Here is a 23,795-nt window from a genome sequence, read left to right as displayed (position 1 = left end):
GAAGCAGTTTGTTTCTTCAATGCAAAAAGAAAGGATGGTGCGTGAGGCATCATGAGAAATCCAATTGATGTATTGAATAGTTTAAGCGATAAATCGAAAAACCTCTCGTACAGGTTCGAACGTCTGTACCGGAATCTGTATAACCCGGAATTTTATCTGCTGGCCTACAAAAACATCTACTCAAACAAGGGCAGTATGACACCGGGAGTAAATGGCATAACCATTGACGGCATGAGCAGTCAGCGTATTAGTAAGCTTATTGAATCCCTGAAAGACCGCTCATATTGCCCGAGCCCTGCCCGCCGTACATACATTGCCAAGAAAAGTAATCCGACGAAGAAACGGCCGCTTGGCATCCCATCCGGGGACGACAAGCTTGTGCAGGAAGTCGTCCGAATGATACTGGAAAGCATCTACGAGCCAACCTTTTCCGACGCATCCCATGGCTTTCGGCCAAAAAAGAGCTGTCACACAGCGCTTGTGAAAATTCAAAAGACATTCACCGGCGCGAAGTGGTTTGTCGAAGGTGATATAAAAGCGTGCTTCGACAGCTTTGACCATCATGTACTGATTGACATACTTCGTAAGCGGATAAACGATGAAGCCTTCATTGACCTTATGTGGAAATTTCTGAAAGCCGGATATATGGAACAGTGGCAATACCACATGACCTATTCTGGCACCCCGCAGGGGTCTGGCATCAGTCCGATACTCGCCAATATCTATCTTAATGAACTTGACCGGTACATGGAGGAATACAAGGCTAAAGTTAACTCAATGGTACGCACAGTGAATCCCGCGCATCGTAACATGGCAAGCAGAATTTTTCACTACAAGGCCAAAAATGACGCGATATGGGACAGTCTGAGCGCCGAGGAGCAGAAGCAGCGCGCAAAAACACTTCGGCAGATGCAAGCCGAACAGCGTAGTCTTCCTACACATCCAGTACAGGAAACCAGCTACAAGGCACTCCAATATGTCAGATATGCCGACGATTTTATTGTTGGTGTCATTGGCAGTCAGGAGGATGCAGAAACGCTCAAACAAGACTTGACAATTTTCTTAAAGGAAAAATTAGGGCTAACCTTATCAGCAGAGAAAACAAAAATCACTAACACGGCGCAGTGCGCGAGATTCCTTGGCTACGACATATTTGTGTCGCGCAGTCAGGACATTAAGCGTTTGAAAAACGGAAAACGGCAGCGCGTATACTCCGGCGTTGTTCAGCTCCGTATGCCGCATGAGAAGTGGACAGCAAAACTGCTGGAATATGGTGCAATTCGTATCAGTAAGGACACATCGGGTAAAGAACGGTGGAAAGCCATGCCAAGAGGTAAGCTCATGAACAAAACGGATATTGACATACTTAGCAGATACAACGCGGAAATCCGGGGCTACTACAATTACTACTCAATAGCCGGAAATGTTTCCACCCTGAATCATTTCTCCAGCCTGATGAAATACAGCATGCTTAAAACTTTTGGCTCAAAATACCGCTGCCAAGTCAGTAAAATCAGGCAGAGGTACATCAAGGACGGCGAATTCACCGTTCAGTATGAGACAAAATCCGGTCCGAAAGAAGCAATTTACTATCACGGCGGCTTCAGGAAGAAAGCGGAGCCGTCACTCGGACAGGTGGACATGCTGGAAATCTACAAGAAGTATGACAAGCCTAACAGTCTCGCCGTTCGGCTTCGCGCGAAAAAGTGCGAACTGTGCGGCATAGAGTGCAGCGGCCTGGAAATACATCAGGTAAAAAGGCTGAAAGACCTGACAGGGCAAAGCGAGTGGGAAATGGAAATGCTCAGGCGTCGCCGCAAAACGCTGGCAGTCTGTCCGTCATGCCATCATGAGATTCACAATTCGATGAAATCGTAAAACGATAACAAATAGAGAGCCGTGTGCATCGAGAGGTGCACGCACGGTTCGGGAGGGAGTCGGTACTGCCGGCTTACCTCATACCATGATGCGCTACCTCCAATATGAAACCCTGAAAGAACGGAACCTCGTCCATTTCGACTGCTGGGCATCTACCTTTGGGGAAACCGTGACGGCTATTGAGCTGGCCCCGGAGGGAACCGGCTACCGGGCGCGCACACGCTTTGCCCGGTTCTACAATCTGCCGGAGCTGATGCTGCTGTTCAAAGAAGCGGCGGACATCAAGACCGCCGATCAGCTCAATCTTCCCACGCCGAAAGCCGTGTACCACAACGAAGTCGCGCAGCCCTCGGAGCTTCAAAAGGAGATGGTGAAAAAGCTCTCGGAGCGCGCCGCCGCCGTCCATTCCGGCAACATCGACCCGCATTTGGACAACATGCTCAAGATTACGTCGGACGGGCGCAAGCTCGGCCTCGATCAGCGTGTAATTAACCCCATGCTCCCCGACAATCCCGGCAGCAAGGTCAACATGTGCGTCAATAACGTCTTTCACTTCTGGCATGACGGGCAGGACAAAAAGCTGACGCAGCTTGTTTTCTGCGACATTTCTACCCCGAAAAGTCGTGCCGCCGCGAAGGAGGACAGGGCGGTTCGGGCCGGTGGAAAGCTCGCGGGTGGCACGGAGCTTCACGCTTTACAGGACGCCTCGCCGGAAGCCGACGCACCGGAATCGTTCAGCGTTTACTCGGCCATCCGGGATAAGCTCATCGCGCGGGGCGTCCCTGCCGGTGAGATCGCGTTCATTCACGATGCCGATTCCGAAGTCAAGAAAAAGGATCTGTTCGCAAAGGTGCGCGCCGGACAGGTGCGCATCCTGATGGGCAGCACCGCGAAAATGGGGGCCGGTATGAACGTACAGGACCTTTTGATTGCCTCCCATGATCTGGACTGCCCGTGGCGTCCCGGCGATCTGGAACAGCGGTCCGGTCGTATCATCCGGCAGTACAATACCAATCCCGAAGGACACATTTTCCGTTACGTCACCGAAGGGACATTCGATAGCTATTTGTGGCAGACCGTGGAAAATAAGCAGAAATTCATCTCGCAGATTATGACCAGCAAAAGTCCCGTCCGCTCCTGTGAGGACATTGACGAAACGGCGCTTTCCTACGCGGAAATCAAGGCCCTGTGCGCCGGGGACGAGCGGATCAAGGAGAAGATGGACCTCGATATGGATGTGGCCAAGCTGAAGCTCATGAAAGCCAACCATCAGAGCCAGCAGTTCCGGCTGGAGGACAATCTGCTCAAATATTTTCCGGAAGAAATTGAGCGGAATAAAGGGTTTATTAAGGGTCTGGAAACGGATATGGCGACGCTGGAGGCGCACCCGCACCCGAAGGACGGGTTTGCCGGGATGGTGGTGCGGGGAGATTCGCTTACGGATAAAGACAACGCCGGAGCCGCTATTCTGGAAGCCTGCAAGGAAGTCAAGGGATTGGAACCAATGGAGATCGGCAGTTACCGGGGCTTTACCATGTCGCTGTCCGTGGAGGGGTTCGGACAGGATTTCATTCTCACCCTCAAAGGACAAATGACCCATCGGGTAACTCTTGGTAAGGACGCGCGCGGCAATCTTATTCGCATCGACAACGCCCTTTCCGACATGCCGAAGCGGTTGCAGAATGTCCACGCACAGCTTGAGAATCTTCATTCTCAGATGGATGCAGCAAAGGCCGAGATCGGCAAACCGTTTCCGCAGGAAGCGGAGCTTGCGCAAAAGAGCGCCCGCCTCGCGGAACTGAACGCGCTGCTGGACATCGACAGCCGTACCCCCGCCCAGCGGCAGGCATCGGAAGTCATGGCGAAAAGCGAAAGGCCCTCCGTACTGGAGAGCCTGAAAACGCCCTGCGTCTGCGGGACAAGCAAAAAACCAAAACGTGAATTATCCCGATAAGGAACGGTTCCGGCACGGAATTATTTTGTGTCGGAGCCGTCATTTCGGGCGACTGCGGCTTTTGACTTGCGTTTCTGCTTTTGCTCGGTTTTCTTCCGGCGTTTTTCATCTATCTCATGCAGCCAGACGCTGACGGGCGCTTTCCACGGTTCACTTTTATTGGGGATGTTTTTCACAAGGCTGCGTGGGTTCAGGCCGAGGCGCTTGGCAAGCTCAATGTCCTCGTTATTCAGGCGGCATTTCTTTTTCGCATCCTGCCACATCTGTTCACTGTATGCCATTCGCACACCCCATTCCATATCGCAAATTATATCATAAATCAGGCCAAAAGAATCAGGAGGTTAGAAATGAATACTATACCTGTCTACAAATATCCAGCGACTTACGCCCGTGAGCATAATGAACTGGAGATTTACCGCGCGTCCCACAAGGCGAACATTGCCTGCCGGGATGCCATCGACAACGCCATCCGGGACAATTACCGCAATAATTGTCTCGGCAGCGACACCGCAAAACAGGTCATTGCCGAGTTTGGATTTGACCGCACTCTCTATGTGCTTGCGAACACTGTCCGCGAGAAAGATTGGGATGGGCGCATTGACCGCAAAAATAAAGATTGGGCGCGGACGATTCCTGTCTTTGACGATGAGAACGATAATCGAAACCGGGAATTTATCGTAGATAGAGCGCATCCCGGTCTGGTAGACCTTTTTATCAATCAGGCGCGGCGCGAATACCTACTGACCCAGCCTCTGACCAAAGAGGACATTCAGGCGGAGGCCGCGCGGCTGTTGCGGCGTCTGCAATCCGAACGTGAGCCGAACAGTCCCGGCGGTACGCATTTCATGGCACAGATTTCGCCGGATTTTTTGATCCGCGCTTCCACCAAAGATCAGGATCGGCTGTTCGCGTTGCTGCCTTTCAAGTCCCTGTCATTTTCCGCACTCAAGGATCGGAAAGGGATTTTTGCGTTCATCCAAAAGGATGAAAACCGCGACCAGCCGCTTCGCCAGCGCAAGCCGTCCGTCCGAAAAAAGCTGGAGAACATCAAGACGGCAGATACGCCGTCCCCTGTGAAGCGGGATGTGCCGGAGCGTTGACGATGGCAAAACGAGAACGGGAAACTCAACTCAAGTTCCGCGTTACCCCGCAGGAGCGTGAAATGATCGAACAGAAAATGGCGCAGCTCGGCACAAAAAATATGGCGGCATATCTCCGCAAAATCTCCATCGACGGTTATGTAATCAGGCTGGAACTGCCGGAGCTGAAGGAGATGGTTTCCCTCCTGCGCCGGTCCAGCAGCAACCTGAACCAGCTTACCAAGCGGGTGCATGAAACAGGGCGTGTTTACGACGCGGATTTAGAGGATATCGTCCAAAATCAGGAACGGCTGTGGCAGGCGGCTACTGATATTCTCGCCGTGCTTGCGAAATTAAAATAGGGGCGTATGTCCCGGGAAGTGGGGCGGTTTACATCGTGTAAGCCGCCCCGTTATTTTTTTGCCGCATCCTTGCAAAAAACAGCATAGGCGTTATAGTTGTATTAGAAATTGTAAAGGGGGCCGATTTTATGAGGCTGATACTGAAAATACTCGTCGCTCCGGTCATTGTTGTTCTGACCGTTTTCGTCAGGATCTGCTCCTGTCTGCTGTACTGCTCGGCGTGGGTGTTCGGCCTTGCTGGAACGGTTCTCGGTATCTTTGGTGTGCTGGCGCTGATTACCCATCAGATAACAAACGGGATCATCCTGCTGGTAATGGCGTTCCTTGTCAGTCCATATGGAATCCCGATGGCGGCGGCGTGGCTGATCGGCAAGATACAGGATTTACGGTACGCAATTCAGGACCGGGTTTACGAGTAAAGTTGTTCCTGTACAGCTTTAAATATTGTATGATCTATATACCCCTCACGATTTCCATGAACCTGTCCAACGAATATGCGCCGGGGTAAGTAGGTTGCTTCGTTTGAAACACCATGAAATAACGGAACTGCTTACTGGATTCCTCATCCCATTTATGACCGATCCTAGCCTTCCGTTCCGAATCCGTATTGTCCAGATGATCTCCTTTCGTTTCCACGAGCAGAACTTTGCCACTGGTAGTCATGACGATGATATCTGGATAAGCGTTAATTGGGCCGTTGATACAAAATCCGAGGCGGGACATATTGCGATGCCACCATTTCACGTTATCCAATGCCGAAAGAGCCCAGACTACCTGAAACTCATACTCATTCATATTTTCTTCTGCCGTATACAGCGACTTTGGGACTGTGGTTGTAAACTCAACAGGTGAAATGGTAGAGGGAAACACATAGCTTGGCTTGCAAGTAATTCGATTCTGTTCAATCCATAAATCAAAAACATCTTCCGCATGAACCGCCAATAACGATTGCACCTTTTGTTTGATTTTGATGACAAACGGATATGGGGACTGCTCCAAATCTGCGAGCTGATCTTCGTTGAGCACATCAACAATGCGGTCTATGTAAGCGCTCAGCTCTTTGTCGTTGATATAATCCAGTTTTGATAGCTGCTTGTGTATGATTTGCTTGCACTGAGCGATCCGCCTGTCAGAGGGAAGCGAGGCAAACCACTCTTTATAATAAGTGCTGTCAAAGCCGGTTAGTTTCCATGCTTTTGGCGTAGCGTCTTTGGCATCGTCGATATCCACGCGAGCCATTTCCGCTGCTATGGTGGAGAAATCGATCTGTACATCCTTATCTTTCAGCGTAAAGCCCTTGGTAAGATGCTCCTGCTGCAAAAGCTCATAACCTGTCTCGGAGAACAGGCTCGGCCCGGTTTCGATCATGAACTGCGGCAGGCGAAGAGCCGAAGCTTCCTCGGCAAATTCTTCGTTCATCCGAAATACGTTCATCTTATCACGCACCTCCTGCGGAGCCAGATTGACGGCGGTTCCTTCCGCCGTTTTAAATGCCGTTTCATAAGCGGCATTCTGGACCAAAGCGGATGCCAACAACTCGTCGGATTCCACCGGCACTTCTTCCGTACCGGCATCTTCGGATAAAGCCGCCGCTTCCACGGAAGCTCTGATTGCCTCGGTATTTACGGTAGAAAGTTCATCCTCTTCGGATTCAGAACCGCTGAACGTAAGCTGTGTCACTGGGGCAGGTGTTGGTTCTTCCGGTTCAATGTCCTTTGCATAGTAATCTTTGCTGCTGAAACCGGCGTTGTTCAAGCCGGACACTACCTGATCCAAAGTGGCGTGGAAATCGTTGGATGAGGTCAACACATAAGAAATATTCAGTACGTCGCTCTGATTCTTTTGTGTATATGGCAAGCGCAGGACACGGCCCAGAATCTGTTCGACATCCACAGTAGAAGTTCGATTGGCTACCGTGGCAAGCACATAGGCAAATGGGCAGTCCCAGCCTTCTTTCAGCGCGTTGACGGTAATGATGAAACGGATCGGACAGTTCGGCGACATCAACTCCACATTCCGCAGTTCGTTGACATCTGCCGTTTTGACAGCAATCTGTTCCGCTGGGATACCACAGTCCAGCAGCGTTTTTTTGATCCTGTCGAAAGTCGTGCTATCATCGTTCGTTTTCGGTTGCGCCTGAAATAGCACAATAGGCCGGATATATCGCCCCGATACGGCCTGCTCTTTCTTTGCCTGAGCTTCAAGCCTATCACGAATATGAATCGCATCGGAGAACACGTCCCCCTGCGTCTTACGGTTATAGACAATAACCGGGAGCTTGACCATATGCTCTTTTTTGAGCTGCGCCGCGTCCACGAAAGAAATAATGTTGCTGCCTTTTTGGGGCGTTGCCGTCAGATCGAGAATAAAGCAGGGATTGAAATTCCGAAGCATCTCAATACTCAGGGTAGAGGTTGCATGGTGGCTCTCGTCGACAATCACCAAGGGGTTAAGCGCCCGAACGACCTGAATCAGTGCTGTCTCATCGACATCAGGGAGAAGTGCGTTTGATGTGGAAGTTTGTTTTGCAAAATCTCCCAGATATCCATTTTCCTGATATGCCTTGCGTCCATCCTTTTTGCTGGTACGGAAGGAATCATAGCTCAGTACAAAAATGGAGAGTTGTTCTGCCACAGTCGCCGGTTTAAAGTTTTGACCGAAAAGAAGCTGTTCTTTTAAATAGACCTCCACACGTCCGCTGAAATCCACATCAATCCGCTGGCGATAGGGATGGCTCGGGCTGCTCAGAGCTTGATAGGTCTGTTCCAAAATAGAATCGGATGGCACCAACCAGACCACGGCCTGCGAGTGCCCCTGCGGCATGGACTCGAAAATCGGTTTGATGGCGCAACAGGCAAGGAAGGTCTTGCCGCCACCCGTTGGTACTTTGAGGCATACATCTGGCACGTCAGAGATACGATTTTTATAAATTGGCATACCATTTAGGCCGACCGGTACATCTTTCTCCATCCATAGGTCGCTGTACGCTTTGAAAATATTTTGCCTTTTGGTTAGCAGAGCGAGAAAACGGTTCAGGTCTGCAAGGACGTCTTTTTGGTATTGTTTCAGCTCCATTTTTCCCACTCCTTTATATTTTGGCTATATCGCGGGGAATCTTTTTGAAAGTGATATTCCACTTTTGCAATTCTGTGTTTGACAGAGCACACAGATCGGCATAGATGGTATACGCGCCCGCCCGCTTTTTTATTGATGCAAGAAAGGCATAGTCAAGAGTCGTGGCAGCGTCCCGTTCATAGTAGAAATAATAGGCGGTGTTGCGGCTGATGCCAAGATAATAGGCGTTGTCCGGTTCCTGAACAGGCTGTATGGCTTCCTGTGTTTCAGTATACCAGACATATTCCCGTATCCGGTTCGTGCCGACGTTTTCATTGAGGTTTCCGTCTGGCTGAAGCAGAACTTCGCCCAGGTCGTAGAAACTGAAATCGCCACCCGTACCCGGAACGGCGCTTTTCTCTTCGCCGTAGCCACGAATGACCCGCTTGACCCGTTCCGCAGTAATGCTGTCGGCGTAGTCCATCATCTCTACGAGGATAAACCGCCGGTGCCCGCCGTCAGTCTTGTTCATGTTCAATACGGCGTGGGCAGTTGTGCCAGAACCAGCGAAGGAATCGAGAATGATGGAATCTCTTTCTGTAGTAATTTCTATTATACGCTCAATAAGGCCGACAGGTTTTGGTGTATCGAAAGTTTTCCCGTCATTAAATATAGCTTTTATCTGAGCCATTGAAGTTCGATTACTGCCAACGTCCTTATTATACCAAATTGTCTCAGGCGGGCGTTCCGTTTGCTCGTCGGCAAAAATTTCATAATAAGGTACCCACCCATTTCTGCCATTAACCCACTCTATACGATCAGGGTTATTTAACACCTTGTCCTTACTCCAGCGCCAATTCCCGTCAGAACCATCTGTCCTAATAGGAAATACATCGCTTCCGTCTGGCGCTGTCATTGCATAATATAAATTTGGACGTGCTTCTCGTGCATCATTTTTGCCCATTGCGCGCAGTGGCTTTAAGTAGTATTTTCGACCATCATTATTCGTTTTGTTATAGTGCTTTGCCACTTCATTTATATGCACTTTGTGAATGGTAAGAGTGTCTATGTTCTTGGCATAGACTAAAGTATGGTCATGCTTTGAAGAAAAAAGTTTCGCGTCCATTCTTGGACTGTCAGATTTTTCCCAAATAACATCTGTTATAAAATCACGTCCACCAAATATTTCATCACAAATTAATCGTAGAAAAGCCATTTCATTATCGTCAATACTAATGAAAATAGCCCCGTCCGCTGCCAGTAGCCGCTGCAGCAGTTTGAGGCGCGGATACATCATGCACAACCACTTGTCATGGCGCGTCAGATCTTCGCCTTCTCTGCCGACGACCTCACCCAGCCACTTCTTAATTTTGGGGTCGTTTACGTTGTCATTATATATCCACCCTTCATTTCCGGTGTTGTACGGTGGATCTATGTAGATGCACTTTACTCGACCTTCATAACGAGGCAGGAGAGCTTTCAGCGCTTCCAAATTATCGCCGCGAATAATCATATTTTCGCTGCCGTTGTCTTCGTTGTGCTGTCCTTCCTCATCAAAGCTGTACTTCCTGTCCAGCACGCGGAAAGGCACTTGCTGGTGATGATTAACGACTTTATCTTTTCCGATCCATTCAAGTGTCGGCATGGTTACTTACCTCTATTTTCTTTCGTTTGATTCGCACAGAAATGGTTGAAATTATGATTCATTCGTATTGTTTTGCCGGACCAGCTCGTCCAGTGTTTTACCGTCCTTGTCCTTCCATTCCACCCAACCGTTGTTGCTGCCACCGAGGACGAAGTCGGCGGCTCCGCTGGGTGTTTTGAATCCTATTATTTTCGTAAGATAATGCTTGCCGTCACTCTGCTTAGTAATAGTTCCATCACCAAGCAAGGCCTTGCGTCGAGCATTATAGCTTTCTAACTTTGCCGGATGTGAAAAGTCAATTTCAGAATTCGGTTGTACCTCAAAATGTTCACCAGTATAGACACCATAGGCAACTACTCCCCGTCTTGACGTGGTAAAGACATTTTGAGCATCAATACCATTCATTCGATAACCCAATGTTGCCATAATAAATTCGATTTCCTCGTAGATTTCCTCTATCAATGGAAGATCATATTCTGAAATTTTGTATTTTGGAACTGCTTTGTTATCCACACGGTAACGGTTAGCATCAATGGCACGTTGAATCGCATATTTTTCAAGTCCGCTGATGATATTTAGCGTAAAATGCTCGTCGTTCGCCAAAAACAAAATGGCCTTATTCCAGAAATCTTTTTTTGCATTGTGATCGTCAAGTCTCGTAATTCCATTTCGGGTCTGCCCTATGTATATCTGCGTCAGCGCTCCGGTTTCGTCATTGATAAGGAAGTAGACGCCAGGGTTGCCAGTGCCGGTCAAAGTCTTTGCTTCGTTGAGATACGGGCGCGGTACTACAAATACTTTGATTGTGGAGAGAGGGCGCATATAAATTCGGATGCCATCCGGTTCTCCATTATGAAAAATGATTTCTATTCGTTTTGCCTTACCCATGGTGCGCCTCCACTGTCGTCTCATCTTGAATTAAGTCTATAATATCGCCGATATTTACATGAAGCGTAGCACATATTTTTCCTAGTATTGCAAGTGAAACTTCCTCATCACGACGCAGTTTGGTCATTGTATTAGGAGCAATTCCGGCGGCTTTCCGCAAGTCGGCTTTGCTCATTTTTTTGTCAACCAACAACTTCCACAACTTGTTGTAAGAAACGGTCATTAGTGTGACCTCCGGTTTCATCTCATAATATAGCAATATTATACAATGTTTATTTATTGCGCTCAAGTCAATTTCGCATAATTTTGCGAATCTATCGCAATTTTGATGAAAACATCTTCACAGGGGATTTCTATTTTTGTAAAGGAGGTTCTGCTCATGGCAACTACGCGGCTGATGCCGCTGCATACCGGCAAGTGTCGTGACGTCGGCACGGCAATCAGCGACATTATCGAATACGCGGAAAACCCGGAGAAAACGGATTACGGCAGGCTTATCACCGGTTATGAATGCGACAGCCGCACAGCCGACGCCGAGTTCCTTTTTTCCAAACGGCAGTATGCCGTGCTCACCGACAGAACGCGCGGTGCGGACGATGTGATCGCCTATCATCTCCGACAGTTCTTTGTCCCTGGCGAGGTCACGCCGGAGGAAGCAAACCGGATCGGCTGTGAGCTTGCCAAACGCTTTACGAACGGGAACCATGCTTTCATCGTTTGCACACACATTGACAAACACCACATTCATAATCATATCATCTGGAATTCCACGTCCCTCGACTGTACCCGAAAATTCCGAAACTTTTGGGGAAGTACCAGAGCCGTGCGGCGGCTGAATGATATGCTGTGCATTGAGAACGGGCTGTCGATCGTGGAGAATCCGCAGCGTCACGGAAAGAGCTACAACAAATGGCTGGGCGATCAGGCAAAGCCCTCCAACCGGGAGCTTTTGCGTGTGGCAATAGATGCGGCTTTAGCTCAAAAGCCTGCCGATTTTGACGCGCTCCTGAAGCTCTTGCGAGACGCCGGATATGAAATTAAACCGGGGAAAATTCCCGCCCTGCGCGGAAAGAATCAAAAGCGGTTCATCCGGCTGGATACGCTAGGCAGCGGTTACAGTGAGGCGGAGCTTCGGGCCGTCCTCTCCGGCGAAAAAGCGCACAAACCGCGCAAAAAAATCGTCCGGCCCGTGCCGAATAAAAAGATCAATCTGCTGGTGGATATTCAGGCCAAGCTCCGCGCAGGAAAAGGCGTCGGTTATGAACGCTGGGCCAAGGTGTTCAACCTCAAGCAGATGGCGCAGACAGTGAACTATCTGACCGAGCACAATCTGTTAGATTACGATGTGCTGGTTGGAAAAACATCGGCGGCAGTTGCCCGGTACAACGAGCTTTCCGCACAAATCAAAGTGGCTGAAAAACGGCTGGCCGAAATCGCCGTTCTGAAAACGCAGATTATCAATTACGCCAAGACCCGCGGCACCTACGTTGCCTACCGCAAGGCGGGGTATTCCAAAAAGTTTCTTGCGGAGCATGAGAGTGATATCCTGTTGCACAAGGCGGCGAAGAAATCATTCGATGAGCTGGGCGTGAAAAAACTTCCCACTGTCAAGAGCTTACAGGCCGAATATGCGGCGCTTCTGGCAGAGAAAAAAGCGGCCTATACCGATTATCGCAATGCCCGCAATGAAATGAAGGAACTGTTGACCGTGAAAGCAAACGTCGATCATCTGCTTGGCACCGACAGGCGCGAAGCAGAGAGAGAAAAAGATCATGAGCAGCGTTAAGCTGCCTATGATCCCAGAAGCGTCCGCAGGACGCGCAGCCGCACAATTTATTGTGCGATCAGAGGGGATTGGGGGCTTGCCACCAACAAGCAATTTCCCGGTTTTCGCGCAAGCGAAAAATTGGGAAATGGGCATAGTGGGTACCACTATGCATTGCTTGCCGCTTTTCTTTTCCACAAATTTCACCTTGCTTGTTGCTATCATTAACGACAAAATTGCTTTTTCTATAACTTCCGTATATATTGTGAATAGAGAAGTCTAACATTGTACAGCATCTTCATAAAATCTTAAGACTTTCATAAGGAAAATCAACGGACTCTCGTTTGTCCTTTGCCTTATGATTAATCATGGAAGTTTAGCGGAAAAAGGAGCGAGGAAGCGGATGGGCACTGATATTTTAGTGGTAGACGATGAGCAGGCCATAGCGGATTTGGTGGAAGTATACTTAAAAAGCGAAGGATTTACCGTGCATAAATTCTATAACGGCGAGGATGCCATTCGGAGCGTAGAATCGGAACAGATCGATCTTGCAATCCTTGACGTAATGTTGCCGGATATTGACGGGTTTGCCCTCTGCCGAAAAATCCGGGAAAAACACAATTTCCCCGTTATTATGCTGACGGCAAAAGAGGAGGAAATGGATAAAATTACGGGTCTGACGCTCGGTGCGGACGATTATGTGACAAAACCGTTTCAGCCGCTGGAACTCGTCGCTCGTGTCAAAGCGCAGCTACGCCGGTTCATCCGATATAATTCCAGTGAACCAGAGCAGCCAGAATCTATTCTTTCTTTTTCCGGATTGATGTTGAATCAAGATACACATGAATGTACCCTCAATGAAAAGCCGCTGTCGCTGACGCCGACGGAATTTTCAATTTTATGGGTTCTTAGCTTCAATCGCGGACATGTGGTAAGCTCGGAAGAATTGTTCCGGGATGTTTGGGGCGAAAAGTACTACAGCAATAACAACAACACGGTCATGGTCCATATCCGGCATCTGCGCGAGAAAATGAATGATTCGGCAGAACATCCCAAATACATCAAAACAGTATGGGGGGTCGGCTATAAAATTGAAAAGTAAATTAAATACTCCGATCAAAATACTTTTGGTTGTCGCAGTTTCCATCGTGTCGAGCATTGGCATCCTGTTTGTCTTGGACAACGGAATCACCAACAGGATATTTGCCGACTGGATGCATAACTATTTCATTATGGAAGGCACACATACTTATCGCGGCATTTCCGGCACTTTCGTGGACACACAATTCAATTGGCCTGCTATGAAAAAATTCATCTGCATTGCGTTCGTTGTTGCGGTCGCGGTTATCGTTTTGCTGAGTTGCCTGATTTACTACGGTTCCGCAAAGAAAAAATCGAAACAAATGATGAACCAAATTACAAACGCAATGCGACAGGTTTTGCTGTCGGATCAAAATTTACCTGATTTGCCGCAGGAATATCAAGAATTCAAAATTCAGCTTTTGCAGTTGAAAGAAATGGAGCAGCACAGTCGCCAACTTGCGCAGACCGAAATGCAGCGAAAAAATGATCTAATTACGTATCTTGCCCACGACCTGAAAACTCCGCTGGCCTCCGTGATCGGTTACCTCTGCCTCTTAAACGAAGCTCCGGACATGCCGGAGACGCAAAAAGAGAAATATACAGGCGTGGCACTGCAAAAAGCATACCGTCTGGAAGAACTCATCAACGAATTTTTCGACATCACCCGCTTCAATTTGCAGTCTCTCGTGCTGAATAAAAGCAAAGTCAACCTTTCCCTGATGCTCCGGCAGATGGCGGACGAATTTTATCCAATGCTGGTTCCAAAAGGAAGAAAGGCCGACGTCCGTGCGCCGGAGGGCCTCACCCTGACGGGGGATGCGGACAAGCTGGCGCGCGTGTTCAACAACATTCTGAAAAATGCGATTGCTTACAGTTTTGAGAATAGCGTAATTGATATTTCGGCAGTACAGCAGAACGAAAATGTTGTGGTCACCTTTACGGATCACGGCGAACCGATTCCTCCGCAAAAGCTGGACACGATTTTTGAAAAATTTTATCGTCTGGATTCCTCCCGTTCCTCCAACACCGGAGGCGCGGGCCTCGGCCTTGCCATCGCAAAAGAGATCGTGACGGCCCACAACGGCACGATCACAGCAGAAAGCAATTCGGAGCGCACCGTATTTACGGTGAAACTTCCGTCATAAGAGAATCTTAAGAAATTCCTAAGACAGAATTTCAACATTGCAGACGAATTTGTAGTTGAATAGAGGTAACAAAAACCAAGGAGCTGTTTTACCGTTGCATTACAGAAAGAAAAAATCCGGTTGCCTGTTTATTGCCCTGATCGCAATTGTTTTCATCGCGGCATTTAAATTTGGGCCGTCCGTTATGAACGACATAACAAAAAAGAGTGTTCATTCCATAGCTTCCGGACCGGCCCTTACTCTGATGCTGCAAAGTTCCGACCCTCCTGTCTCTATTGATACGGGAAATTTGCATAGCCCCTGTGCGATTCTTGTTCGTTTGAGTGACAAATCCGTTCTGATGCAGAAGCAGAGTGATGAAAAGATTTACCCTGCTTCGCTGACCAAAATGATGACGGCAATCGTAGCGATTGAAAATCTGCCGGATCTGCAAGAAAAGGTCGAGCTTTCTTCCTCCATTTTTCAGCCGCTTTACAAAGAGGATGCGTCGAGAGCCGGTTTTCTGCCGGGAGAAAAAGTCCGGGCCATTGACCTTCTCTATGGCGCTTTGCTTCCAAGCGGAGCGGAGTGCTGCATCGGGCTTGCGGATGAAGTCTCCGGTTCCGAGCAGAGCTTCGTCAAAAAGATGAATCAGAAAGCGGAGCAGCTCGGCATGAATAACACCCATTTTGCCAACTCGACCGGGCTGCAAGACGAAAACCATTACACAACCGTAAAGGATTTGTCGCTTCTCCTTAGTTATGCGCTCCAAAATAAGACTTTCCGGGAAATCTTCACATCCTCCCGTCATTCCACGGCGGCCACGAATAAACACCCGGACGGCATTACCTTTACCAGCACTCTGTCCCAAAATTTGAATGATCACACACTTCCGGGCGGAGAGATCCTCGGCGGAAAAACCGGGTATACCGATGAGGCCGGTCTTTGTCTCGCAAGTCTTGCCCGCGTTGACGGAAAAGATTACATTCTCGTGACGGCCGGAGCGAAGGGAGACCATAAAACCGAGCAGTACGATATTGACGACGCGTGCGCAGTATATAAAGAGCTGAACTGAGACATCCCGTTGCCTTTGGATTAGCTGCTGTCAAGGGAGATGAAAAGATGCTGTTAGCACTGACCAAGGAACTTTTAAACTGCTTTGTCGCTGCACTTCCGTTTCTGCTTCTGTTTGAAATTCCCATTATCATTCGCTGCAAAAATATCAAGGGCAAAGTTCCCTTACCACATCTTGTCTCGAATCTCTTTTTTGTCTGGCTGCTGACCATTATGCTGGATTTGACAGGGATTCCTTCCATCCGTTTGCTTTTCGGCTATGGCATCATTACAGATCATGGATTGATTATTCCGGCAAGCGAAGTCAATTTAATCCCGTTTCATTATCTTGCAGCGGACATTCGCCCGTATCTGGAAAATATTCTGCTGTTCATTCCTTTCGGCTTTTTGCTGCCGCTGCTTTGGGAACGGTATCATCCGTTTTGGAAAACTGTATCCTGCGGATTCTTGCTTTCTCTGTCAATTGAACTCAGTCAACTGTTCAACCGCAGGATTTCGGATATCGACGATCTGCTGATGAATACGCTCGGAGCGTTTGCCGGATGGCTGTTTTGGCTACTGCTACGAAAATGCTTCTCCGCAATTTGCGCGAAAATCAAAAGTTCAAAGGAACAAGAAAGTCAGATATTCCTGCTGCGGCACGAAGCACTATTCGATATACTCGCCGCATTTATGGGGATGTTTCTCCTGTATAACCCGTTTCTCTGACACATCATCTTCCAAAACCCCGCCTATGATATGGGCGGGATTTTTACATTCTGGAAATCACAAAAGAATAAGATTTCCATAAGAAAACATTAAGGGTTTGATAAGGGCGAATTCCAAAATAGCCTGTCCGATTTCGGTAAGATAGTATTACCGGAATGGGCAGGCTTTTTGTCTGCCCCGAATCACAAAGGAATTTGAAGAAAGAGGCTTTTGCAATATGAAGCGTTTGAAGATCGCTGTTCTTTTCGGCGGATGCTCCACGGAGTACCCGGTTTCGTTACAGTCGGCTTATTCTGTTATTACTAATTTAGACCCTGCCCGTTACGATCCGGTGCTGCTTGGAATTACCCGCGAAGGAGACTGGAAGAAGTATTCCGGTCCTCCGGAGGCCATTATTCAGGACAAATGGAATCAGCCACAATACTGTGTCCCGGCTTTTTTAACCCCCAGCCGAAGCCTTCACGGGTTTGTTTCTTTTCGGGATGGTTTATCCACAACGGAAAAAATTGATGTTGCATTTCCGGTCCTTCATGGAAAGAACGGAGAAGACGGCACTTTGCAGGGACTTTTGAGCATGGCCGGAATTCCATGTGTCGGGTGCGGCGTTCTCAGTTCCGCTCTGTGTATGGATAAGGATGCCGCTCACCGTTTGGTACAGCTTGCAGGGATTTCAGTGCCGCGTTCCGTCGCTCTGACGAAGGAACTGCCAAAAGCTGAATTGTTGAAAGCGGTTGAAGTTCTTCATTTTCCACTGTTTATCAAGCCGGTGAAGTCCGGTTCCTCTTTTGGAATTACGAAAGCGGACAAACCTGACATGCTTTTCGACGCCGTTCATTCCGCTTTCCAGTTTGACAACAAAGTGCTGATTGAGGAAGCCGTGGATGGATTTGAGGTCGGCTGCGCCGTACTCGGCAATGATGCTCTTACAGTCGGTGAGGTGGACGAAATAGAATTGTCCCACGGATTTTTCGACTACACGGAGAAATACACCCTGAAAACCTCGAAAATCCACATGCCCGCCCGAATCGACGCAGAGACGGCTTCCCGCATCAAAAAGACGGCTCAAATCATCTACCTGGCGCTCGACTGTTCCGGTTTCGCCAGAGTGGACATGTTCCTCACGCCGGACCGGAAAATCGTATTCAACGAGGTCAACACCATTCCCGGCTTCACGTCTCACAGTCGATATCCGAGCATGATGAAGGGAATCGGCATGGACTTCAAACAAATTATTGATCAATTAATAAGGCTGGCGATAGAAAATGAAAACCGTCAATCTGCTCCGGCAGGATATCGGAAAAGGAAGTCTGATTCTGGTAAATCCCTCTCACCCGATGCGCTGCGAACCAAGCGAAAAAGACCTCAAATCCGCACTGCCGGGTTACTCTGAAATTTTTGTGGAAAGACGTATGGCCCGAATGCTTCGCAGGTTGATCGACAGCCTGCGGGCGTCCGGACAAATTGTCCCCGTTAGCGGGTTTCGTACCATGCAGGAGCAAAAGCAGATTTACGCCGACTGCGAGCGGGACAACGGGGCCGAATTTACACGCAACTTTGTGGCCATTCCCGGATGCAGCGAGCATCAGACCGGTCTTGCCATCGATTTGGCGGAAAACCGCCCGGAGATCGACTTTATCCGGCCTGAGTTTCCGCATACCGGCGTTTGTCAGAAATTCCGGGAGCAGTGCGCCCGTTTCGGTTTGATTGAGCGGTATCGCAAGGGCTGTGAATTCATTACGCAAATTGCCCCGGAGCCGTGGCACTTTCGGTATGTCGGCTGTCCCCACTCTGAAATCATCAATCGGGAAGGGCTGACGCTGGAAGAATACACGGATTTTCTCAAATGCTTTCCCTATGACGGAACCCACCTTTTTTATCCGACCCCAACCGGCAAAGCGGAAATTTTCTTTGTCAAAGCGGACGGAAACGAACCGGTTTCCGTCCGGATTCCGGACGAGACGCCTTACCGGATATCCGGCAACAACGAGGACGGCTTTGTGTTGACGATGTGGGAGCGAAAGCCATGAACCGAGAAAAACAATATGCCGGGATAGACCGGTTTCGTTTAATCGCCGCCATTCTCGTGATTACGATTCACACTTCGCCGCTGTCCTCTGTGAGCGGAACAGCAGATTTTATTTTAACGCGCGTGATTGCCCGCGTCGCGGTGCCCTTCTTCCTGATGACGTCCGGCTTTTTCGTTCTCCCCGCTTATCTGAACAACGGAAAGGAAAAACTGTTCCATTTTTTTCAGAAAACAGCTCTGCTGTATGGTATTTCAATTCTGCTGTTTCTCCCGGTCAATCTTTACGCGGGAACATGGCGGACGGCATCGCCGGGTGCGCATTTTCTGAAAGACATTTTAATCAACGGCACTTTTTATCACCTTTGGTATCTTCCCGCCGCACTACTGGGCATGGGCGTTTCTGTCCTTCTGTTGAAGATGTGCGGGTCAAGAAAATCCATGGGAATCGCCGTACTTCTTTACGCGGTCGGCCTGTTCGGGGACAGTTATTACGGGGCGGCCAAACAGTTACCGTTTTTGAACTCTTTCTATAACGAAGTTTTCTCCGTTTGCGATTACACGAGGAACGGCCTGTTTTTTGCGCCGATTTTTTTACTGTCCGGTTTCTATCTGGCGAAACACGCAAAGCAACTTCGACTGAAAGGCTGCACAGCAGGCTGTTTCGTCAGCTTTGCTCTGATGCTGGCTGAAGCCCTGATTTTGCGTTTTCTCGGCTGGCAGCATTTTGACAGTATGTATGTTTTTCTGCCGGGGTGCATGATCTTTTTATTTTGCATCCTCACCTTGTGGGGTGGAAAGGCGAAAGCAATTTACCGTCCGTGGTCTATGGTGGTCTATATCATTCATCCGCTGATGATTCTTTTCGTTCGCAGAGCGGCAAAAATCGTTGGATTGCAGGCGCTTTTCATTCAAAACAGCGTATTGCATTTTCTGGCCGTGGCAGTCGCCTCTCTCGCCGCTGGGTGGATCATCACTAAGTTGCTTGTAAGAAAGAAGAAGAAAACAACAATGTCCAAAACATATTGTGATCGGGCATGGGCGGAAATCGATTTGTCCAACCTGAAGCATAACCTTGAAACCTTAAAAAGCGTTCTGCCCCCGGAATGCGGATTCATGGCCGTTGTGAAAGCAAACGCCTACGGCCACGGAGATATTGCAGTAAGCCGATATTGCAACAAAATCGGAATCGGGCGTTTCGCTGTTGCGACGATAGAAGAAGGAATCCGACTGCGTCTGCACGGAATTAAAGGAGAAATCCTGATTTTGGGTTATACCGATCCGCAAAGGATCCGGGAACTGGTTCAGTATCGTTTAACGCAGACGGTTGTCAGTTTGGAACACGCGCGGCAATTGAACTCTTGTCATCTTCCGCTATGTGTACAAATCGCGGTCGATACCGGAATGCACAGGCTGGGCGAGGACTGCAAGCACGGGAAAGAGATTGAAAAGATCATGGACTGTGAAAATCTGAAAGTGTGCGGACTGTATTCTCATCTCTGTGCATCCGACAGCGAAGCCTCGGAAGATCGGGAATATACAAACCGTCAAATTCAGAATTTCAGAGATTTACTGAACCTCTTGAAACAGGACGGCTATTCAATTCCACATGTTCATATTCAGAGCAGCTATGGAATCTTGAATTATCCTGATTTGCGTTGCAACTACGTCCGGCCCGGTATCGCCATGTACGGCGTACTCAGTTCCGCATCGGACCAAACCGTAATGTCTGCCGACCTTCGTCCTGTTTTGTCCCTCAAAGCGCGTGTTATCCTTGTTCGCATGGTGTCGTCCGGTGAAAGCGTCGGTTATGGGAGATCTTTTACCGCTGAGAGAGAAACGACGGTCGCAGTTCTGCCCATTGGCTATGCGGACGGACTGCCGAGAAGCCTGTCCTGCGGAAACGGAGAAATTTTGTTGCACGGGCGGCGCGCACCGATTATCGGCAGAATTTGTATGGATCAGCTTATGGCGGATGTCACGGACATCCCCGACGTAAATCCGGGTGACGTTGCCACTTTGATCGGCTGCGACGGTCAAGAAACAATTTCAGCGGAACAGGTTGCCGACGAGGCCGGGACAATTACGAACGAATTGTTGAGCAGGCTGGGAACCAGACTGGAACGGTTCTACTTTCAGTCATCCTGACGGGGGATATCGTATTGATGAAAAAGGCGATTGCGCTTCTCTTCTGCGCTTTCCTTTGTTTCGGGGTAGTCAAGGCTCCTGCCTCCGCCATGAGTTTTCAGCCTGATTTTCCCCTGTCGTCGCAGAGCGCCGAACTGGTAAGTCTGGATACCAATGCGGTATTATTTCAGAAAAATCCGGATAAACGTATGGAACCGGCTTCTTTGACAAAAATCATGACCTTTATCGTAATTAGTGAACAGGTGAAGGATCTCGACAATACCCGGATAACCGTGAAAAAGGAAGTCTTGGACAAACTGCTCGGAACGGGCAGTTCCATGTCCGGTCTGAAATCCGGCGATGTCCTGACAGCGTACCAGCTTGCATGCTGTATGTTGATTCGATCTGGAAACGACGCGGCTATGGTTCTGGCAGATTACGCCAGTCAGGGAAACACGGATGCTTTTGTTGACAGAATGAATCAGGAAGCAGCCCGGTTAGGCTGCAAAAATACGCATTTTGCAAATCCGGATGGATTGCACGACCCCAACCATTACACTTCCGCTTCCGATTTCATGAAAATCGCAAAATATGCAATGAAACTGCCGCATTTCAAAGAAATCACCGCAAAAGAGGTCTATACATACAAGCCCGCCGGCGGCTCGGAATCAGGCCAAACCAGAACTCTTTGGACAACAAATCTGTTAATCATCAGCCGAACAGACAATCCCTATTATTACAAATATGCCAATGGGACAAAAACAGGTCATACGGACGAATCCGGATATTGCCTGGTTTCGACTGCCTCTGCCGACGGTTACAGTTACCTCTGCGTTGTGCTGGGTGCCCCATCCGTTGACAAAAACGGTAAAGAGATCGAACAACGCGGTGAAATGACCGATTCAAAAAACCTCTTGAAATGGGCGCTCAACTCATTTGAATGGAAAAAGATTCTCCGAAAAGACGATCCGTGTGGTGAAGTGAATCTGAACAATGCATGGAACAAAGACAGACTTCTTTTAATCTCCAGTCAGGAATATTCCGCGATATTGCCTAAGAATCTTTCATCCGATAGCATCGTCATAACACAGAATATCCCGAAAAGTGTAGATGCGCCTGTAAAAAAGGGACAGAAGATTGGAACCGCAGCACTAAGCTGTGGGAATCAGCGGCTGGTTACCATTGATCTCGTTGCGTCCGAATCTGTTGAACAAAGCGCTCTGCTGAAAACAGTGGGAATTTTGAAATCTATTTTTACGTCGGTTTGGTTCATTGTAATTATTTCAATTATTCTTGCGCTAACCGCTTTGTATACGGTTTTATTCTTGTACACTAACCAAAAACGGAGAAAAAGAAAACTCAAAAAAGTAAAAAAATATAGGAAGTTTTAGAAATTGCCGCGCGCTTGGTGACTTTCTGCTTTAGAAACTAAATACGAATCTCTCCAAACTCGCGGGTCTGGAGGGATTTTTTATGTTAAATCGCTATTCACTACATAGACAGCCGCTTGCATGCGGCCGAGCGTGATGAAGCGGACATCTTTTTTCTTCTTTTCATCTTAGTCGGTAACTCATCAAAAAAAGTTCCCTGTTTGTATGGGGCGATTATGGCTCTGTATGTACCTATACAAATAACACAATAGGATATATGTATGTTCTATCCCGATTGGACTGCGTCCTGTCGGGATTTTTGCGTCTGTCTGATTATTTTTTTGTTCACTGCCGTTCTCCACCTTCCCCTGTTTCGATTTGCCCAGACCAAAAAATTGAAACGGAGGAATATAAAATGACCAAGATCAATCTGAGAAAATACTATCCCAATTTTTATACCGCGGACTGCATCATTGAGGTACCGGACGAAATTGCGGCTCTTATGGATTCTTATGAACACGCCGAAGCCGCGTACTATCTGCGGAGATACCGCCATAACGCGTATTACTCTCTGGATCGCGGAGACGGAATCGAACGTGATATTACATTTGTCTCTCTGTCCCCATGCGAAATCTACGAACGCAAGGTGACAATCGAACAACTGCATACTGCCATGGCCGCGTTGCCGGATAAGCAGGCCAAACGTATTTATGCCCACTACTTTTTGGGTATGAGCAAAAGTGCTATTGCCAAAGCCGAAAAGGTCAACGAAAGTGCCGTTCGTGATGCCATCGAACGCGGATTGCGGAACATAGAAAGATTTTTGAAAAACGTCTGATCTGAATCAAGTTGCAAAACGGAGGGCATTAACCCTCCGTTTCTGCTGTTTTCGCTTCTCTGATTCCTTTGGCCGTAGCCTGCATAATAATCAAATCATTTTCGTTCAACCCGTCTAAAAGCTCATCCAATTGTCTACGGCGTGTGCTTTTCTCCTCGCTGTTATCGGGAAAGAAAAACTGATCGACCGAGATGTTGAACAACGTCACAAGCTCATAAAAAACTTGGAAACTCGGATGCTGTCCTTTGTTCTCAATAGACATGATGTAACGGGGTGCCAAATCGACTGCTTGTGCCAACTTCTCCCGTGTCCAGCCCCGCGCTTTCCTTGCCGCTTTTATCGCATGGCCAAAAGCTCTAAAATCATATAAATTTTCAAAATCACGCATTCACATATCACCCTATATAATTTTACAGCTCCTGTTTGAAAATCAAAACGAGTTTACATGTCCTATTATGTAGTTTTACAGTTCAATATGCTTGTTGAGGAATTCCTAAGCACCCGGAAAATTTTTTTAATACTCCTGCGAATCAGCCTCAAAAATGAAAAGGTTAATGAGGGATATATTTTTATTCTTCGCTGCATCTTGAAAATCGAATAAGGGACAAACCGGATACATACCGCAAGCAGCGGCATGCAGGGAGCCGGGCGGCGGGTGCGCCATGATTTTTCCTTACGCAGGAGGGGTGATCGATTTCAGCGTAACGGAAAAGGAGCGAAAAGTACCAGCGCCGCAAGCAGAGCAGCGTCCACTGGGCGCAGACGACTCTGCGGCAATGATCTGTATGTAATGAAACTTCCGTTCAGTCACAGCCCGAGCGTG

20 protein-coding genes and 2 pseudogenes are annotated in these 23,795 nt (G+C 48.4%); 16 read left to right on the top strand and 6 right to left on the bottom strand.

The window, feature by feature from the left end:
- Positions 1 to 51 precede the first annotated feature (51 nt).
- Entirely contained in the window at positions 52 to 1,878 is a 1,827-nt protein-coding gene (locus HCR03_RS19330) for a reverse transcriptase domain-containing protein (RefSeq protein WP_187035995.1), read from the top strand.
- A 79-nt stretch (positions 1,879 to 1,957) separates the two neighbouring features.
- Positions 1,958 to 3,832: pseudogene (locus HCR03_RS19325) on the top strand (DEAD/DEAH box helicase); the annotation flags it as partial.
- A 20-nt stretch (positions 3,833 to 3,852) separates the two neighbouring features.
- On the opposite strand, the gene HCR03_RS19320 reads toward HCR03_RS19325, so the two are convergent.
- Positions 3,853 to 4,113 carry a hypothetical protein gene (locus HCR03_RS19320; RefSeq protein WP_187035993.1) on the bottom strand — a complete coding sequence of 87 codons (261 nt, stop codon included), beginning with the start codon at positions 4,111 to 4,113 and terminating at the stop codon, positions 3,853 to 3,855.
- 66 nt (positions 4,114 to 4,179) lie between these two features.
- On the opposite strand from HCR03_RS19320, the gene HCR03_RS19315 reads away from it, so the two are divergent.
- The 3 genes from HCR03_RS19315 to HCR03_RS19305 all read left to right on the top strand — a co-directional run bounded on the left by HCR03_RS19315 (position 4,180) and on the right by HCR03_RS19305 (position 5,692).
- Entirely contained in the window at positions 4,180 to 4,932 is a 753-nt protein-coding gene (locus tag HCR03_RS19315) for a DUF3849 domain-containing protein (RefSeq protein WP_187035991.1), read from the top strand.
- A gap of 2 nt (positions 4,933 to 4,934) precedes the next feature.
- Complete coding sequence (locus tag HCR03_RS19310; protein ID WP_187035989.1) at positions 4,935 to 5,273, top strand: plasmid mobilization protein; 339 nt, start codon at positions 4,935 to 4,937, stop codon at positions 5,271 to 5,273.
- Positions 5,274 to 5,401: 128 nt separating this feature from the next.
- Positions 5,402 to 5,692, top strand: coding sequence for a CD1845 family protein (locus HCR03_RS19305; protein WP_187035987.1), 291 nt, complete (start codon positions 5,402 to 5,404; stop codon positions 5,690 to 5,692).
- 34 nt (positions 5,693 to 5,726) lie between these two features.
- On the opposite strand, the gene HCR03_RS19300 is transcribed toward HCR03_RS19305, so the two are convergent.
- The 4 genes from HCR03_RS19300 to HCR03_RS19285 are packed head-to-tail and all read right to left on the bottom strand — an operon-like array spanning position 5,727 to position 11,083.
- Positions 5,727 to 8,348, bottom strand: coding sequence for a DEAD/DEAH box helicase (locus HCR03_RS19300; protein ID WP_187035985.1), 2,622 nt, complete (start codon positions 8,346 to 8,348; stop codon positions 5,727 to 5,729).
- 13 nt (positions 8,349 to 8,361) lie between these two features.
- Complete coding sequence (locus tag HCR03_RS19295; RefSeq protein ID WP_187035983.1) at positions 8,362 to 9,972, bottom strand: site-specific DNA-methyltransferase; 1,611 nt, start codon at positions 9,970 to 9,972, stop codon at positions 8,362 to 8,364.
- 51 nt (positions 9,973 to 10,023) lie between these two features.
- Complete coding sequence (locus HCR03_RS19290; RefSeq protein WP_187035981.1) at positions 10,024 to 10,860, bottom strand: GIY-YIG nuclease family protein; 837 nt, start codon at positions 10,858 to 10,860, stop codon at positions 10,024 to 10,026.
- Positions 10,853 to 11,083, bottom strand: a complete 231-nt coding sequence (locus HCR03_RS19285) for a helix-turn-helix domain-containing protein (protein WP_187035979.1) — start codon at positions 11,081 to 11,083, stop codon at positions 10,853 to 10,855. The genes HCR03_RS19290 and HCR03_RS19285 overlap by 8 nt, the downstream gene beginning before the upstream one ends.
- Before the next feature lie 156 nt (positions 11,084 to 11,239).
- Between HCR03_RS19285 and HCR03_RS19280 the strand changes: the two genes are divergently transcribed.
- The 11 genes and pseudogenes from HCR03_RS19280 (at position 11,240) to HCR03_RS19230 (ending at position 22,972) form a co-directional block, all read left to right on the top strand.
- Entirely contained in the window at positions 11,240 to 12,646 is a 1,407-nt protein-coding gene (locus HCR03_RS19280) for a relaxase/mobilization nuclease domain-containing protein (RefSeq protein ID WP_187035977.1), read from the top strand.
- On the top strand, positions 12,633 to 12,908 hold the full coding sequence (locus HCR03_RS19275) for a hypothetical protein (RefSeq protein ID WP_187035975.1): 276 nt from the start codon (positions 12,633 to 12,635) through the stop codon (positions 12,906 to 12,908). The genes HCR03_RS19280 and HCR03_RS19275 overlap by 14 nt, the downstream gene beginning before the upstream one ends.
- A gap of 120 nt (positions 12,909 to 13,028) precedes the next feature.
- Entirely contained in the window at positions 13,029 to 13,727 is a 699-nt protein-coding gene (gene vanR, locus HCR03_RS19270) for a VanR-ABDEGLN family response regulator transcription factor (protein ID WP_187035973.1), read from the top strand.
- Positions 13,717 to 14,853 carry a sensor histidine kinase gene (locus HCR03_RS19265; RefSeq protein ID WP_228725031.1) on the top strand — a complete coding sequence of 379 codons (1,137 nt, stop codon included), beginning with the start codon at positions 13,717 to 13,719 and terminating at the stop codon, positions 14,851 to 14,853. Before vanR ends, HCR03_RS19265 begins: the two co-directional genes overlap by 11 nt.
- A gap of 94 nt (positions 14,854 to 14,947) precedes the next feature.
- On the top strand, positions 14,948 to 15,907 hold the full coding sequence (locus tag HCR03_RS19260) for a D-alanyl-D-alanine carboxypeptidase family protein (RefSeq protein WP_187035969.1): 960 nt from the start codon (positions 14,948 to 14,950) through the stop codon (positions 15,905 to 15,907).
- Positions 15,908 to 15,954: 47 nt separating this feature from the next.
- Positions 15,955 to 16,614: a VanZ family protein gene (locus HCR03_RS19255; protein WP_187035967.1), complete on the top strand. Its 660-nt coding sequence runs from the start codon at positions 15,955 to 15,957 to the stop codon at positions 16,612 to 16,614.
- A gap of 217 nt (positions 16,615 to 16,831) precedes the next feature.
- Positions 16,832 to 17,875: pseudogene (gene vanG / locus HCR03_RS19250) on the top strand (D-alanine--D-serine ligase VanG); the annotation flags it as partial.
- 1 nt (position 17,876) lies between these two features.
- The gene (locus tag HCR03_RS19245; RefSeq protein WP_407926824.1) at positions 17,877 to 18,641 is read left to right on the top strand and encodes a D-alanyl-D-alanine carboxypeptidase family protein; all 765 of its coding nucleotides are present in this window, start codon (positions 17,877 to 17,879) and stop codon (positions 18,639 to 18,641) included.
- The gene (vanT, locus tag HCR03_RS19240; RefSeq protein ID WP_187035960.1) at positions 18,638 to 20,785 is read left to right on the top strand and encodes a serine racemase VanT catalytic subunit; all 2,148 of its coding nucleotides are present in this window, start codon (positions 18,638 to 18,640) and stop codon (positions 20,783 to 20,785) included. The genes HCR03_RS19245 and vanT overlap by 4 nt, the downstream gene beginning before the upstream one ends.
- A gap of 17 nt (positions 20,786 to 20,802) precedes the next feature.
- Positions 20,803 to 22,155, top strand: coding sequence for a D-alanyl-D-alanine carboxypeptidase family protein (locus HCR03_RS19235; RefSeq protein ID WP_187035958.1), 1,353 nt, complete (start codon positions 20,803 to 20,805; stop codon positions 22,153 to 22,155).
- Positions 22,156 to 22,549: 394 nt separating this feature from the next.
- Positions 22,550 to 22,972, top strand: coding sequence for a sigma-70 family RNA polymerase sigma factor (locus HCR03_RS19230; protein ID WP_187035956.1), 423 nt, complete (start codon positions 22,550 to 22,552; stop codon positions 22,970 to 22,972).
- Positions 22,973 to 23,000: 28 nt separating this feature from the next.
- On the opposite strand, the gene HCR03_RS19225 is transcribed toward HCR03_RS19230, so the two are convergent.
- Positions 23,001 to 23,360, bottom strand: coding sequence for a helix-turn-helix domain-containing protein (locus tag HCR03_RS19225; RefSeq protein ID WP_187035954.1), 360 nt, complete (start codon positions 23,358 to 23,360; stop codon positions 23,001 to 23,003).
- Between the last annotated feature and the right edge of the window lie 435 nt (positions 23,361 to 23,795).

This window comes from Caproicibacter fermentans, assembly GCF_014303955.1.
Classification (GTDB): Bacteria; Bacillota; Clostridia; order Oscillospirales; family Acutalibacteraceae; genus Caproicibacter; species Caproicibacter fermentans.
Note: the sequence above shows the minus strand (reverse complement) of the source record. Positions and strands in the feature narration are given on the sequence as shown.

What these genes read in the sequence shown, in the direction of transcription:
- HCR03_RS19330 (WP_187035995.1), top strand. Translation starts at nt 52, where the DNA reads ATGAGAAATCCAATTGATGTATTGAATAGTTTAAGCGATAAATCGAAA.
- HCR03_RS19320 (WP_187035993.1), bottom strand. Translation starts at nt 4,113, where the DNA reads ATGGCATACAGTGAACAGATGTGGCAGGATGCGAAAAAGAAATGCCGC.
- HCR03_RS19315 (WP_187035991.1), top strand. Translation starts at nt 4,180, where the DNA reads ATGAATACTATACCTGTCTACAAATATCCAGCGACTTACGCCCGTGAG.
- HCR03_RS19310 (WP_187035989.1), top strand. Translation starts at nt 4,935, where the DNA reads ATGGCAAAACGAGAACGGGAAACTCAACTCAAGTTCCGCGTTACCCCG.
- HCR03_RS19305 (WP_187035987.1), top strand. Translation starts at nt 5,402, where the DNA reads ATGAGGCTGATACTGAAAATACTCGTCGCTCCGGTCATTGTTGTTCTG.
- HCR03_RS19300 (WP_187035985.1), bottom strand. Translation starts at nt 8,348, where the DNA reads ATGGAGCTGAAACAATACCAAAAAGACGTCCTTGCAGACCTGAACCGT.
- HCR03_RS19295 (WP_187035983.1), bottom strand. Translation starts at nt 9,972, where the DNA reads ATGCCGACACTTGAATGGATCGGAAAAGATAAAGTCGTTAATCATCAC.
- HCR03_RS19290 (WP_187035981.1), bottom strand. Translation starts at nt 10,860, where the DNA reads ATGGGTAAGGCAAAACGAATAGAAATCATTTTTCATAATGGAGAACCG.
- HCR03_RS19285 (WP_187035979.1), bottom strand. Translation starts at nt 11,083, where the DNA reads ATGACCGTTTCTTACAACAAGTTGTGGAAGTTGTTGGTTGACAAAAAA.
- HCR03_RS19280 (WP_187035977.1), top strand. Translation starts at nt 11,240, where the DNA reads ATGGCAACTACGCGGCTGATGCCGCTGCATACCGGCAAGTGTCGTGAC.
- HCR03_RS19275 (WP_187035975.1), top strand. Translation starts at nt 12,633, where the DNA reads ATGAGCAGCGTTAAGCTGCCTATGATCCCAGAAGCGTCCGCAGGACGC.
- vanR (WP_187035973.1), top strand. Translation starts at nt 13,029, where the DNA reads ATGGGCACTGATATTTTAGTGGTAGACGATGAGCAGGCCATAGCGGAT.
- HCR03_RS19255 (WP_187035967.1), top strand. Translation starts at nt 15,955, where the DNA reads ATGCTGTTAGCACTGACCAAGGAACTTTTAAACTGCTTTGTCGCTGCA.
- HCR03_RS19245 (WP_407926824.1), top strand. Translation starts at nt 17,877, where the DNA reads ATGAAAACCGTCAATCTGCTCCGGCAGGATATCGGAAAAGGAAGTCTG.
- vanT (WP_187035960.1), top strand. Translation starts at nt 18,638, where the DNA reads ATGAACCGAGAAAAACAATATGCCGGGATAGACCGGTTTCGTTTAATC.
- HCR03_RS19235 (WP_187035958.1), top strand. Translation starts at nt 20,803, where the DNA reads ATGAAAAAGGCGATTGCGCTTCTCTTCTGCGCTTTCCTTTGTTTCGGG.
- HCR03_RS19230 (WP_187035956.1), top strand. Translation starts at nt 22,550, where the DNA reads ATGACCAAGATCAATCTGAGAAAATACTATCCCAATTTTTATACCGCG.
- HCR03_RS19225 (WP_187035954.1), bottom strand. Translation starts at nt 23,360, where the DNA reads ATGCGTGATTTTGAAAATTTATATGATTTTAGAGCTTTTGGCCATGCG.